At 68.7% G+C, this 12,678-nt stretch carries 14 protein-coding genes and 2 tRNA genes; 7 read left to right on the top strand and 9 right to left on the bottom strand.

Features of this window, described 5'->3' with window-relative positions; genetic code table 11:
• Positions 1-105: 105 nt before the first annotated feature.
• From MEICH_RS0121375 to MEICH_RS0121360, 4 genes are all read right to left on the bottom strand, one after another.
• Entirely contained in the window at positions 106-732 is a 627-nt protein-coding gene (locus MEICH_RS0121375; protein ID WP_027894311.1) for a rhomboid family intramembrane serine protease, read from the bottom strand.
• Between the two features lie 106 nt (positions 733-838).
• Complete coding sequence (locus MEICH_RS0121370; RefSeq protein WP_027894310.1) at positions 839-1,258, bottom strand: Hsp20/alpha crystallin family protein; 420 nt, start codon at positions 1,256-1,258, stop codon at positions 839-841.
• Positions 1,259-1,399: 141 nt separating this feature from the next.
• Positions 1,400-1,606: a CsbD family protein gene (locus MEICH_RS0121365; RefSeq protein WP_027894309.1), complete on the bottom strand. Its 207-nt coding sequence runs from the start codon at positions 1,604-1,606 to the stop codon at positions 1,400-1,402.
• A 74-nt stretch (positions 1,607-1,680) separates the two neighbouring features.
• Complete coding sequence (locus MEICH_RS0121360) at positions 1,681-2,835, bottom strand: VLRF1 family aeRF1-type release factor (RefSeq protein ID WP_027894308.1); 1,155 nt, start codon at positions 2,833-2,835, stop codon at positions 1,681-1,683.
• 295 nt (positions 2,836-3,130) lie between these two features.
• On the opposite strand from MEICH_RS0121360, the gene MEICH_RS0121355 reads away from it, so the two are divergent.
• The 6 genes from MEICH_RS0121355 to MEICH_RS0121330 all read left to right on the top strand — a co-directional run bounded on the left by MEICH_RS0121355 (position 3,131) and on the right by MEICH_RS0121330 (position 9,088).
• Positions 3,131-3,385: a DUF4212 domain-containing protein gene (locus MEICH_RS0121355; protein WP_027894307.1), complete on the top strand. Its 255-nt coding sequence runs from the start codon at positions 3,131-3,133 to the stop codon at positions 3,383-3,385.
• A 10-nt stretch (positions 3,386-3,395) separates the two neighbouring features.
• Entirely contained in the window at positions 3,396-5,135 is a 1,740-nt protein-coding gene (locus MEICH_RS0121350; RefSeq protein WP_027894306.1) for a sodium:solute symporter family protein, read from the top strand.
• Between the two features lie 76 nt (positions 5,136-5,211).
• On the top strand, positions 5,212-5,619 hold the full coding sequence (locus tag MEICH_RS0121345; RefSeq protein WP_027894305.1) for a hypothetical protein: 408 nt from the start codon (positions 5,212-5,214) through the stop codon (positions 5,617-5,619).
• A gap of 12 nt (positions 5,620-5,631) precedes the next feature.
• Entirely contained in the window at positions 5,632-7,458 is a 1,827-nt protein-coding gene (locus MEICH_RS0121340; RefSeq protein ID WP_027894304.1) for a putative nucleotidyltransferase substrate binding domain-containing protein, read from the top strand.
• Positions 7,459-7,461: 3 nt separating this feature from the next.
• Positions 7,462-8,052, top strand: a complete 591-nt coding sequence (locus tag MEICH_RS0121335; RefSeq protein ID WP_027894303.1) for a 3'-5' exonuclease — start codon at positions 7,462-7,464, stop codon at positions 8,050-8,052.
• Positions 8,053-8,173: 121 nt separating this feature from the next.
• Positions 8,174-9,088, top strand: coding sequence for a phosphodiester glycosidase family protein (locus tag MEICH_RS0121330; RefSeq protein WP_245587729.1), 915 nt, complete (start codon positions 8,174-8,176; stop codon positions 9,086-9,088).
• Positions 9,089-9,091: 3 nt separating this feature from the next.
• Here the strand turns inward: MEICH_RS0121330 and MEICH_RS0121325 are convergent, their stop codons facing one another.
• On the bottom strand, positions 9,092-9,271 hold the full coding sequence (locus MEICH_RS0121325; RefSeq protein WP_027894301.1) for a hypothetical protein: 180 nt from the start codon (positions 9,269-9,271) through the stop codon (positions 9,092-9,094).
• A 247-nt stretch (positions 9,272-9,518) separates the two neighbouring features.
• On the opposite strand from MEICH_RS0121325, the gene MEICH_RS0121320 reads away from it, so the two are divergent.
• Complete coding sequence (locus tag MEICH_RS0121320; protein ID WP_157202948.1) at positions 9,519-9,761, top strand: hypothetical protein; 243 nt, start codon at positions 9,519-9,521, stop codon at positions 9,759-9,761.
• 94 nt (positions 9,762-9,855) lie between these two features.
• Here MEICH_RS0121320 and MEICH_RS0121315 read toward each other — a convergent pair whose 3' ends face one another.
• From MEICH_RS0121315 to MEICH_RS0121300, 4 genes are all read right to left on the bottom strand, one after another.
• Positions 9,856-10,296 (bottom strand): hypothetical protein, encoded by a 441-nt coding sequence (locus MEICH_RS0121315; protein WP_027894299.1) that lies wholly within the window; start codon positions 10,294-10,296, stop codon positions 9,856-9,858.
• Positions 10,297-10,519: 223 nt separating this feature from the next.
• A tRNA-Met gene (locus MEICH_RS0121310) sits at positions 10,520-10,596 on the bottom strand.
• Positions 10,597-10,707: 111 nt separating this feature from the next.
• Positions 10,708-10,784, bottom strand: a tRNA-Met gene (locus tag MEICH_RS0121305).
• A gap of 91 nt (positions 10,785-10,875) precedes the next feature.
• A complete protein-coding gene (locus MEICH_RS0121300; RefSeq protein ID WP_027894298.1) occupies positions 10,876-12,648 on the bottom strand; it encodes an ABC transporter ATP-binding protein in 1,773 nt (590 codons plus the stop codon).
• Between the last annotated feature and the right edge of the window lie 30 nt (positions 12,649-12,678).

The raw sequence follows: 12,678 nt of genomic DNA, 5'->3' as shown, positions 1-12,678 counted from the left end.
GCCTTCCCCGGACTCTTGGGCGGGGACATTTGTCCCCTCAAGGACAAATGTACTTCTTTTCACAAGATAGTGAGGGGTGCTGTGACACAATTCACAACACCCCCCTCAGCGCCGCTGCCAGGCCGGGGCCATCACCCGCACCAGCACCATGCCCACGACGAACCCGCCGATGTGTGCCCAGAAGGCCACGCCGGGGACGCCGCTGAAGGACTGGTAGAACTGCAGCAAGAACCATAGCCCCAGGTAGATCAGGGCCGGGATCGGGATGGGAAAGAAGCCCAGCAGGCTCACGATCAGGGCCCGGGGGTAGAGCACGATGTAGGCCCCCAGCACCGCCGAGATCGCACCGGAAGCCCCGATCATCGGCCCGTCGCTGCCGAAGGACACCAGGCCCTGCGCCAGCGCCGCGCCCGCGCCCCCCAGGAGGTAGAACAGCAGAAAGCGGCCGTGCCCCAGGCGGTCCTCGACGTTATCCCCGAAGACCCACAAGAACCACATGTTCCCCACCAGATGCGCGATCCCCCCGTGGAGGAACATGCTGGTGAAGAGGGTGGGCCACTCGGCTAAGGGGTCGGCGAAGAACTGCGCGGGGACGAAGCCGTAGGCGTAGATGACCGCCGCGGGCTCGTTAAGCACCCACTCCCACACGAAGGCCGCTAAGTTGGCGACGACCAGCACGGGCACCCAAACCGCCCGGCGGCGCGGGCGGTTGATGTCGTAGAGGGGGAACATGGGCCAAGTCTACAGGGCGGAAAGCCAAGAGTATCCTCCTTCGGAGGACGCCCCGTACAAGCAAGAGCCCGGCGGAGTCTTCCGCCGGGCTGGAGGGACTCGAGTTCTAACCCACCAGCACGTCGATCTTGCGGGGCTGGGCGGCCTCGGCCTTGGGGATGTCGACGTAGAGCACGCCGTTCTTGAAGTTGGCGCTCACCTTGGTGAGGTCGTAGGTGTTGGGGATGGTGAAGCTGCGGACGAAGGTGCCGTAGGTGCCCTCGAGGCGGTACTGCTGCACGCCCTCGGGGCGGTTGAAGGGCCGCTCGGCCTTGACGCTCAGGGTGTTGTTCTCGGCGGTGAGCTCGACCTGGCCAGGCTCCACGCCGGGCAGGTAGACGGCGAAGTGCAGGCCCTGGGCGTCGTCGAGCACGTCGACCAGAGGGGCGTAGGTGCGGCTACCGCTGTCGGGGCGGGCCACGCCGAAGTTGCGGAACAGGCGCTCCTGAATTTCCTCGATTTCCTTGAAAGGGTCGAAACGTACCATCGCTTACCTCCTGATTTGGATAATAAAACTTGAGTGGGCTCATGTCAAGTTTTATTATTGGTATAGACCACAAAACTTAAGGCCAGGGAGTGGTCCCTGGCCTCGAGAGGAGGAGATTACGGCGGGGCTACTGTGCGGGCCTCACCACTCCTTCAGGCCCGCGCTCCACTCGTCGACCTCGCGCTCGGCCCGGTCGCGGGCCAACCCGTAGCGCTCCTGGAGCTTGCCGATGAGCTGTTCGCGCTTGCCGTTGATGGCGTCAAGGTCGTCGTTGGTGAGGTCGCCCCACTTCTCCAGCACTTTGCCCTTGAACTGCTTCCAGTTGCCTTCGATGCGGTCCCAGTTCATGACTGACCTCCTTCGCGCCAAGGATGACCCACGCGCCTGAGGCGGGCGTTACCGGCGGCTGAGCCGCGCCTGAATCACCAGCGCACCAAGCCGGCGAGGCCGCCGAACTCCTCGTGCAGGCGGGCTTCGACCTCGCCGTGAACGATCTCGAGCCGGACGTTGTAAGCCTGCGCCAGCGCGGGCAACGCGTCCTTGAGGGGGACTTCCTCGAGCCCCTCGCCCGGGCAGAAGGCCTCGGCGGCCTCGCGGCTGAGCCCCACCCCGCCCGAGGCGCAGCGGAAAACCTTGGCGCCGAGGTTCCAGGGCACCGCCAGCAGGTACAAGCGCCCCTCTTGCAGCGCCTCGAGCACCTCCTGCAAGCCCCAGATGCCGCGCTCGCGGATGGTGTCGAGCAGGCGGTTCTCGCGTTCGCGCTCGAGGGCGGGCAACTGCTGCCCCACCGCCTTGAGCACCTCCCCCGCGCTCACGCGGGAGTGGGGCATGGAGGGCAGGATGTAGGGCTCAGGGAGGTTGCCGGGCAGGTGGGCGGCGAAGTTCTTGGTCTCGGGGTCGGGGCCCATGAGGATGAGTTGCCCGATGCCCCGGGCCTTCATGGTCTCGACGAGGTGCTGGGCCATCTCCTTGAAGAAGCGCTCGGTCCACTCGCCCATGCGCTCGTTGAAGTTGTCCTTGCCGCTGCCCCCGACGGCGCGGCCCACGTGCCCTACGGCTCCCGGCCCGGCGCTGCGGCCCCCGGCGGCCGTGGCGTCCTCCCCCAGCTCGCGCCACTCGTCGGTGGCGACGGCGCGGAAGGCGCCCTCGAGCTCCTCGATCTTGCCCATGTGCACCTCGAAGAGCCGCCACTTCTCCTGATCGACGAGCACCACCGCGTAGCGCTCGTACTCGTCGAGGGCGTACATCAGGGGCGTGAGGTAGGGCTCGCCCCAGCGGGCCTCGACCCCGCCCGGCAGGGGCAGCTCGGTCTGCAGGTCGTAGGCCTCGAGCCAGTCCTCCCCGGCGAACACCGCCCGCAGGCGGCCCTCGGGCAGGCGCTCCATGGCGCCCAGGGCCTGCTCGAGCACCTTGCCCGGCACCTCGAGCGCCCGGGCCGCCTCCTTGGCCCGGATCAGGTAGGCCTTGCCCGAGTTGTCGGGGTTGGCGGGGTTGATGTCGACGTACAGCGAGAGCACGGGGGCAGGATGCGCGGCGATGGCTTCTTGAATGCGGCGAATGTTCTCCTGACTCAGCATTCCGACCTCCTCGCCTTCGCACCCTAACAACCCGAGTTGAACCCCGGCTGAGCCCGTCCCGGCGCGGCCCGGGAAAGCGGCCGCCGGGCTGTGGGTTCGCGCCCGCACCCGCCTCGAGGCGTCCAGGAGCGGCTTCGCTCTCGGTCGCCGCCGTCTCGAGGATTTTCCGATTTTCGCATATGGCTGAAAAGCCCCGAAAACTTGCCCTCCTGGAGGGCGAGTGCTAAAGTTCGCCCCAAGATCGACAACTCGGCGTCGTGCATCCATCGTGCTGCGGTCTAAGGAGGGTTCTCGGATGGATAAGAGCAAGGCAGCGGCTTACTGGAGGGCCAACCTCAGCCTCATCGTCAGCCTCCTGGCGATCTGGGCGTTGGTCTCGTACGTCTTCGGGATCCTGTTGGCCCCGGCGCTCAACGGCATCCGGCTCGGGGGTCTGCCGCTGGGCTTCTGGTTCGCCCAGCAGGGATCGATCTACGTCTTCGTGATCCTGATCTTCGTCTACGCCGCGCGGATGCAGCGGGTGGACGAGGAGTTCGACGTCCACGAATAAGGGGTGGGGCATGTCGGTCGAGACCTGGACGTATATCATCGTCGGCATCACCTTCGCCGTGTACATCTACATCGGCTACTGGGCGCGGGTGCGCGACACGCAGGGCTTCTACGTGGCCGGGCGCGGCGTGCACCCCATCGCCAACGGCGCCGCCACCGCCGCCGACTGGATGTCGGCGGCCAGCTTCATCTCGATGGCGGGCCTGATCTCCACGCTGGGCTACGACGGCGCGGTGTACCTGATGGGCTGGACCGGCGGCTACGTGCTGCTGGCGCTGCTGCTAGCCCCCTACCTGCGCAAGTTCGGCAAGTACACCGTCCCCGACTTCGTGGGCGACCGCTACTACTCCCAGACGGCCCGGCTCATCGCGGCCATCGCCGCCATCTTCATCTCCTTCGTGTACGTGGCCGGCCAGGTGCGGGGCGTGGGCATCGTGTTCAGCCGCTTCGTGGGGGTGGACATCGCCACCGGCGTGATCATCGGGGTGGCGGTGGTGGGCTTCTTCGCCATCATCGGCGGGATGAAGGGCGTGACCTATACCCAGGTGGCGCAGTATGCGGTACTGATCATCGCCTACCTGATCCCGGCCGTCGCCATCTCGAGCGTGCTCACCGGCAACCCCATCCCGCAGGCGGGCTTCACCTTCAGCGACCTGATGCCCAAGCTCAACCAGATCCACCAGGACCTGGGCTTCGCCGCCTACACCGCCAGCACCCGGCCCATGATCGACGTCTTCTGCATCACCATGGCGCTGATGGTGGGCACCGCCGGGCTGCCGCACATCATCGTGCGCTTCTACACCGTGCCCAACGTGCGCGACGCGCGCGTCTCGGCGGGCTGGGCGCTGCTGTTCATCGCCCTGCTCTACACCACTGCCCCCGCGCTGGCCTCCTTCGCCCGCTACAACCTGATCCAGACCCTCAATGGCAAGAGCCTCGAGGAGGTCCGGGCCATCCCCTGGGTCGCCAAGTGGGAGAAGACCCGCCTCCTGCAGTTCACCGACAAGGACGGCGACGGCCGCATCACCTTCGCGCCGGGGCGGGCCTTCAACCTCAAGAGCGGGCGCCCCGACTTCACCAGCCCCAACCCCGCCAGCCGCAACGAGGTCTACTTCGACAACGACATCATCGTGCTCTCCACCCCCGAGGTGGCGGGGCTGGCCCCCTGGATCATCGCGCTGGTGGCGGCGGGCGGCCTTGCGGCGGCGATGTCCACGGCCTCGGGGCTGCTGCTGGTGGTGAGCAGTTCGGTGGCCCACGACATCTACTACCGCCTCGTCAACCCCGGCGCAACGGAGGCCCAGCGGCTGCTGGTGGGGCGCGTCATGATCGGCGTGGCGGTGGTGATCGCGGCCTACTTCGGGGTCAATCCACCGGGCTTCGTGGCGCAGGTGGTGGCCTTCGCCTTCGGCCTGGCGGCGAGCTCCTTCTTCCCCATCATCGTGCTGGGCATCTTCGACAAGCGCATGAACAGCCAGGGCGCCGTGGCCGGGATGCTGACGGGGCTGATCTTCACCACCGTCATGATCCTGCTGATGAAGTCGGACGTGCTCTTCGGGCAGCCGGCCCCGGCCCTGCCCAACTGGTTCGGCATCAGCGCCGAGGGCATCGGCACGGTGGGGATGGTGCTCAACTTCGTCGTGGCCTGGGCCGTCTCGCGCGCCACCGCGGCCCCGCCGGAAGACGTGCAGCACATGGTGGAGGACCTGCGCATCCCCCGCGGCGCCGGCACGGCGGCCGCCCACGACTAGCAAGCCTCGAGCCGGTCCCCCCTGGGTCCAGGGGGGCCCCTCCCGTCGGAGAAGAATGGCGACTTATCCTAAGGCCATGCAACCGGTCAAAACCGCCGCCCTCGGCCTCCCCCACCTGCTGCGGCGGGTGGTGGGGGTCTACCTGGGGGTGGGGCTGTTCTACCTGCTGGGCAGCCCGGTCTTCGGCTTCGCGGTGCCCACCCCCCTCCAGATGCTCCACCTGCTGCTGGCCGTGCTGCTGGGCAGCGGGCTCGGGGTGGCCTTCGCCTGGTTCTGGCCGCTGCCCCCGGCCCGCGGCTGGGAGCGGGTGGTGCGCACGCTGCTGCTGTCGATCCCGGCGCTGGGGCTGGGGATGGCGCTGCAACTCGTGCTGCAGGGGCCGGGGGCCGAGCAGGCGCTCTTCCTGGTCTTCGCGCTGGCCGCGTGGCTGGCCTCGAGCTCCATCGTGCGGCTGCCGGCGGAGGGGAAGAAGCCCAGGGCCTGAGCAGGGGTGCGCTTGAACCCGCTCGAGTTCGTCCGGCAGACCCCGCCCTTCGACACCCTCCCCCAGGAGGCGCTCGCGGCGGTGGAGCGCGGCCTGGAGATCCAGTTCTTCCCCAAGGGGACGCGGGTCCTCGAGCGCGACGGCCCGCCCAGCGATCACCTCTACCTCATCCGCAAAGGCTCGGTGCGCCTGCTGCGCGAGGGGCGCGAGGTGCTGGCGCTGGAGGAGGGCGACTGCTTCGGCTACCCCTCGCTGCTCTCCAAGGACGCCCCGGCCTTCGACGTCGTGGCCGAGGAGGACCTGCTCGTCTACGGCTGGGGCGCCAAGGACTTCGCCGCCCTGACGGCCTACCCGGCCTTCGCCCAGTTCTTCAACCAGGGGCTGGCCGAGCGGCTGCGGCTGGCCTCGCAGGGCGTGGCGCCCGCCCTGAACCCCGTCAACCTGGACCTGAGCCTGCCGGTGGGGGAAATCCTCCAGCGCGGCCCGGTGTTCGTGGACTCAGGATCCACCGTGCAGCAAGCAGCGCGGCTGATGCGCGAGAACGGCATCAGCTCGGTGCTGGTGACCGACTCGCTCGCCCACGCCCGCACCCTGGGCATCCTCACCGACCGCGACCTGCGCAACCGGGTGCTGGCCGAGGGCCTGGGGCCCGACACCCCCGTCACCCAGGTGATGAGCACCCCGGTCAAGACCCTCCCCGCCAGCGTGCCCCTCTTCGAGGCGCTGTCGTTCATGGTGCGCCAGGGCATCCACCACCTGCCGCTGGAGGACGGGGGCAAGGTGGTCGGCGTGGTGACCGACACCGTCTTCCTGCGGCAGCAGGCCCGCAGCCCGCTCTACCTGCTGCGCCGCCTCGAGCGCACCCGCGACCCTGCCGACCTGCGGGGCTACCGCGAGGAGCTCACCGGGGTGGCCGAGGCCCTGCTGGCCGGCGGGCTGGGCGCGCGCGAGATCGGGCGCAGCGTCAGCAGCCTCAACGACCAGCTCGTGCGGGTGTTGCTCGAGCTCGCCGAGGCGGAGCTGGGGCCGCCCCCCACCCCCTACGCCTGGGTCGTCTTCGGCAGCGAAGGCCGCATGGAGCAGGCCCTGCTCACCGACCAGGACAACGCCCTGGCCTACCAGGACGACCTCCCCGAGGCCCGCCCCTACTTCGCCCGGCTGGCCGAGTTCGTGGTGCAGGGGCTGTTGCAGGCGGGCTTCCCCCCCTGTCCCGGGGGCTACATGGCGACCCGCTGGCACAAGCCCCTGGCCGAGTGGGAGGCGCTTTTCCGCCGCTGGATCGAACAGCCCAGCCCCCCCGAACTGCTCGAGGCCCAGATCTTCTTCGACTTCCGCCCGGTCCACGGCCGCCTCTCGCTGCAGGGCCTCGAGCAAGTCGTCGCCCACAGCGGGGAGAACGGCCTGTTCCTGGCCCACCTCGCCCGCGCCGCCCTCCAGTTCCGCCCGCCGCTCGGCCTCTTCCGCCGCATCCGCGAGGAGGAGGGGGGCGTGGACCTCAAGAAGGGCGGCATCGCCCCGGTGGTGAGCCTGGCCCGGGTGTACGCCCTCGAGGCCCGCAGCAGCGCGCGGGGCACGCTCGAGCGGCTCGAGGCCGCCGCCCGTGCGGGCCGGCTGAGCGCGGAGGGGGCCGAGACGCTGTCGGAGGCCTTCAACTTCCTCACGCGCCTGCGCCTGCGCGAGCAGCTCGGCGCCCTGCGGCGCGGCGAACCCCCCAGCCACAAGGTCCCCCTCGAGGCCCTCTCGGCGCTCGAGCGCCGCCACCTCAAGGAGGCCTTCGTGGAGATCCGGGAGATGCAAGAAGCCCTCAGCCAGCGCTTCCAGACCGACCGCCTGGGGTAGGGAGTGCTGAGCTCGCCCGCCTGGGACACCCCGACCTACTGGGCGCTCGACCTCGAGACCAGCGGCCTCTCCCCCGCCGACCAGATCCTCTCGGTGGGCATGGTGCCCCTCCGCCAGGGGGTCATCCGCTACGGCGAGCGCTTCTACAGCCTGGTCCGCCCCCAAGCGGGCCTGCCGCTCTCGCAGGAGGGCATCCGGGCCCACCACATCGTCCCGGCCGAGCTCGAGGACGCCCCTCCCCTGGCCGAGGTGCTCGAGGCCGTCCACCCCCGCCTGGGCGAGGGCATCCTGCTGCTGCACCACGCCCCGCTGGACCTGGGCTTCCTCCAGCGGGCCTACCGCCGGCTCGGCCGCCCGTGGCCCCGGCCGCGGGTGCTGGACACCGCGGGCCTCATCGCCCGGCTCCAGCACCGCCAGCACCAGCTCGAGCCCCACGCCCGCCCGCTCCCCACGGGCCTGGCCGAGTCCCGTGCCCACTTCGGCCTGCCGCCCTACCTCGAGCACCACGCCCTCTACGACGCGCTCGCCACGGCCGAACTGTTCCTGCTGCTGCGGGCGCGGCTGGGCGCGAAGACCCTGCGGCAACTGCTCTGAACCCCGGCAAGGGCACGCCCGGCCCTTGAGCTTCGGTTAACTCACGAGTTCAGGCTTCATGAAATGGTTGTAATCACCTCTCAACATCCCCGCGCCGCGCTACCCTAGACTTACCGTGCAGATGGCACAGAACGCTCGAGGGTGGTTGTGGTGGCTCGTGGCTCTTGTCGTGCTCTTCGGGTCGGCCCAGGCGCAAACCCGCAAGATCTACGTGGTGCAGCGGGGGGATACGCTCTGGGGGATCGCCAAGCGGCACAAGATCGGCCAGGTGCAGCTCAAGCGCTGGAACCGGCTCAAGAGCAACGTGATCTTCAAGGGTCAGAAGCTGTGGGTCACCCCGCCGCCCCCTAGCTTCGCTGTGCGGCTCATCAACGGGCCGGTGCTGGGCGTGCCCGTCACGGCGGTGCAGGTGAACCTGGCCCACCCGCAGGTGCGCGTGCGGGCGCTACTGCCGCAGGGCGGGCTGGGGCGCTCGGGGGCCCCGTTGCTCGCCCTGGCCAACCGGCCCCGGCTGGTGGCGGCCATCAACGGCGGCTACTTCCACCCCCGCACCTTCTCGCTCGCGGGCGACCTGGTGGTGGGCGGGCAGCAGCTCTCGCGGGGCCGCATCCCCACCGCCCTCTCCATCACCGCCGACAACCGCGCGCGCATCCACAACCGCCTCGAGCCCTGGCGCGGTTACGAGACCGTCATCGCCAGCGGCCCCTACGTGCTGCGCGACGGCCGCGTGGTGGTGTGGCCGCGCTCGGAGGGCTACAACGACCCGGCCATCTGGGGCCGGGCCCGCCGCAGCGTGGTGGGGCTGGTCAACGAGCGCTTCCTGATCTTCGTCAGCACCCGCCAGGCCCTCACCCTCTCCGAGACCGCCAAGGTCATGGCCCGGCTGGGCGCTAAGGAAGCCCTGCTGCTCGACGGGGGCTCGAGCACCGGCCTCGTCTGGCAGCAGCGCCTGCTGGTCTCCCCTTCCCGCAAGCTGGCCTTCGGCATCGGCATCTTCCTGCTGCCCAAGCCCCAACCCGCCGTCAACCGCAGCTAAGCCTCAGGGGCTCCCCTTGCCCTCCCCGCGCTCGAGGTCGTCGGGGTTGAGCTCGTCGCTGTCGCGGCGCTCGAGCTCCTCCGGCGCCCCCTGGCTGCCCTCGCTCTCCTTGGCCTGGTCGGGCCCGGCTTCCGGTTGGCGGTCGCGCGTGGGCGGGGAACGGTCGTCGCGTTCGTGGTCCATAAGCTGGCCTCCGCGTCCCATCTTCGGCCAGACCCCGCGCCAGGGGGACACCCGAAGGGGGTAAGGATTTCCTCCCTCCAAAGCGCACCCCTTTACCCGAAAGAGATGAGAAAAGCCTTTCCCATCGTTAAAGCCTCTGGTGATATATGACCCAAACCCGTCCCCTAAGTCCGCTACCATCATGCCAACCGGATCGGACCCGCCCTCTTTGCACCCCCATTGCTCCAGCCGGTTCAAGGGAGCAGCCATGCACGAACTCAAGTCACGAATGGAAGACCTGGAGCAACTCGCGGCCCTGGCTCTAGCCCACCCCCGGGCGACTCCCCGTATCCGCCGCCTGATCAACGAGGCCCTGCGGGACTTCCGGGGGATGGTGCTGTTCGCGATGCACTTCGAGAACCCGCGGTGGATCGCCGAGGCCACGGAAACCATCGAGGAGCCCATCCGGCACATCGAGCGCTTCTTCCTCAAGTTCGCCGTCAAGGCCTGAGGTGAAGCTTGGCCCCTACGTGGCGCCCTAGGGGTTACGAGCCACCACCAAAGCAGACCCCCTAGGGGGTCTGCTTTTCGCTTGCCCTCACGCTTCAGCGGTAGCGCACGAAGGTCAGGAAGAGCTCGCCGCCCGTCTGGGTCACCCCGAAGGCCAGAAACCCGAACTTCTCGTGCTTGTAGTGGCGCACCGTCGCCACCACGCCCCCCGCCCGCACGACGTGCTCGGAGAAGCGGCTCCAGCGGGCAGCCTCGAGGGCCTGCAGCACGATCTCGCCCCCTTTGGGGTTGCTCGAGCGGTACGACTCGTCGGAGTAGGCGTTGCGCCCGTTGCCCTTGACCCACAGCTTGATCTGCGAGAGGATCTGCCCCTCGGTGCGCCCGCACTCCCGCACCAGCCAGGCGGGCTTGCTCATCATCACCACGCCGTTGAAGATGCCCTCGGTCTTCTGCGAGAGGCAGGGGCTCGACTCGGCCAAGACCGGCGACACCATCAGCGACACCACCGCGACCAGCCAACCAAGGGTGGCTTTCATGGATCCTTTATAAGCCCTCGAACGCAGGCAGGTGGAGGGCCTGGCAGGCCGCACCGCCGACTTTGAAGGTTGCGTTAAGCATCCTCAGCCACGACCCCGAGCAACAGCGGCTTTCGAACACCTAGCTTTCAAGGACGACCCTGGCAGCCGTTCCCCGCTCAGGCAAGACCTCCGCAGGCAAGCGGTTAAAACGATCAGGGCAGCCTAGGCTGCCCTCCTCTCTTGGTGGCTGTGGGCGGACTTGAACCGCCGACCTAACGATTATGAGTCGTTCGCTCTAACCAGCTGAGCTACACAGCCAGGCTTTGCGTGTGCCTACCGCACAACGTAAAGAGTGTAGCGTCTAGGGCGGGAACGGTCAAGCAGGGGCCAAAAGCCAAGGCGCAGGGGGATGCCCTGCGCCTTACGTGCTGGTTGCGGGGATAGGATTTGAACCTATGACCTTCGGGTTATGAGCCCGACGAGCTACCAGACTGCTCCACCCCGCGTCGGTCTGCGTGCTGGAGGGCTTGGCCTCCGAAGCCGCAAACTCCAATATAGCCGGGAAGGGGCAAGCAGTCAAGGCGGCCCCCGGTTCGCTCAGTCGGGCTCGTTCTCGTCGTCCCAGAGCTTGCGCATCTCGGGGCTCTTCTCGAGCAGTTCGGCCAGCTTCCCCTGGGCCTCGACGCGGCCCTCCTTCAGCACCACGATGTGGGTCGCGCGGCGCAGCGCCACCCGGCGGTGGCTCACCACCAGGCAGGTCGCCTCGCGGTCGTGGAAAAGGCCCTCCCAGAGCTGGCGCTCGGTGGCGACGTCGAGGGCCGAGGAGAGATCGTCGAAGATGAGGAGGTCGGCGGCGCGGGTGAACATGCGGGCGGCGCTGGCCCGCTGCACCTGGCCGCCCGAGAGCTTGACGCCGCGGTTGCCCACCAGGGTGTCGAGGCCGTTCTCGAGCGCGTTCACGTCGGGGCGCATCACCGCCAGGTCCACGGAGCGCTCGAGCTCGAGCACCTTGTCCTCCCCCAGCAGCACGTTGTCGCGCAGGGTCTCGCTGAAGAGGCGGGGCACCTGGGCGGTGTAGCTCGAGTGGGGCGGGATGAAGAAGCTGGCGGGATCCTCCACCGGCTCGCCGTTCCACAAGATCTCGCCCGAGTCCTTGGGCAAGAGCCCCTGGAGCACGCGCAGCAGGGTGGTCTTCCCCGCCCCGATGCGGCCGGTGATCACCACGAAGTCGCCCCGCTCGAGCGCGAAGCTCACGCCCTCGATGCCGTTCTCGGAGCCGGGGTAGCGGAAGCTGAGGTTTCGCACCTCCAGGCGCTGCAGCGGGCGGTAGCCGGGCGCCACCGTGCTCAGGGGGGGCAGGGGGCCCTCGAGGGGCAGCGGCTTGGGCTCGACCGCGGCCCCAGGGGGCGCGTCTACGAGCAGGTGCTCCATGCGGTCGGTGGCGACCTTGGTGCGGCGGTGCTGGGCCATCATGTCGCCTACGAAGGTCAGCACGTTGGTCACGCGCGGCAGGAGCTGGATGAACAGCGCCAGGTCGCCCACGGTGAAGGTACCGGCCTTGAGCTTGGCCGCCGCCATCACCAGCACCACCCCCACCCCGACGTTGACCAGGTTGGTGTTGACGCTCTTGATCATCTCGGTGAGCAGCACGTCGGCCAGCGCCCGCTTGCGGCGCTCGTGGCCCAGCGCGGCGAAGTGCGCGGTCATGCTGGCCTCCTGGCCCGCCACCTTGACCGCCTGCACCGCGCCGAAGGACTCGCCGATGAAGTCGGTGACCCGCGCCGTGGCCTCGCGCATGCGGCGGCGGTAGGTGCGGATGGTGGGCGAGAGCCGCCGCATGAGCAGCGTCATGGCGAACATGGGCGTGCAGACCACCGCCGCGATGGCGGGGTCGACGACGAACAGCAGCACGATCCCCGAGAGGCCGTAGAGCACGAAGCCCCCGGCGTCGACGTAGTTCTCCACGTAACGCACCACGTCGTCGACGTCGTCGCGGAAGCGGCTCACCGCCTCGGAGGGCGACTCGGGCAGCACCCTCGAGCCCCGCGCCGTGAGCAGGTACTCGATGAGGTTGTGCCGCAGGAAGGAGCCCAGGTAGTGGTAGTAGCTGGCCCAGGCCCGGATGGCGAAGACGAAAGACACCTGCCGCGACCCGTAGGCCACGGCCAGGATCGCCAGCAGCGTCCAGGGGTTCCAGCCCGCCTCGACGCCGCCCGACAGCGCGTCGAAGATCCACTTGATGAGCAGGCCGTTGGCGATGGGGATCATGTGGAACAGGCCCCACAGGGCGAAGTTCCACAGGAACTGCCCCCGCCGCCAGGCGATCAGGCGGAAGAGGTACTGCCAGGTCGTGAGGGGTTGAGCGGTCATGGTTCACCCCGGTAAGTGCGATCCGTACGG

It is taken from the genome of Calidithermus chliarophilus DSM 9957 (assembly GCF_000430045.1).
GTDB lineage: Bacteria > Deinococcota > Deinococci > Deinococcales > Thermaceae > Calidithermus > Calidithermus chliarophilus.
This window is presented reverse-complemented; position numbering and strand designations above follow the sequence as displayed.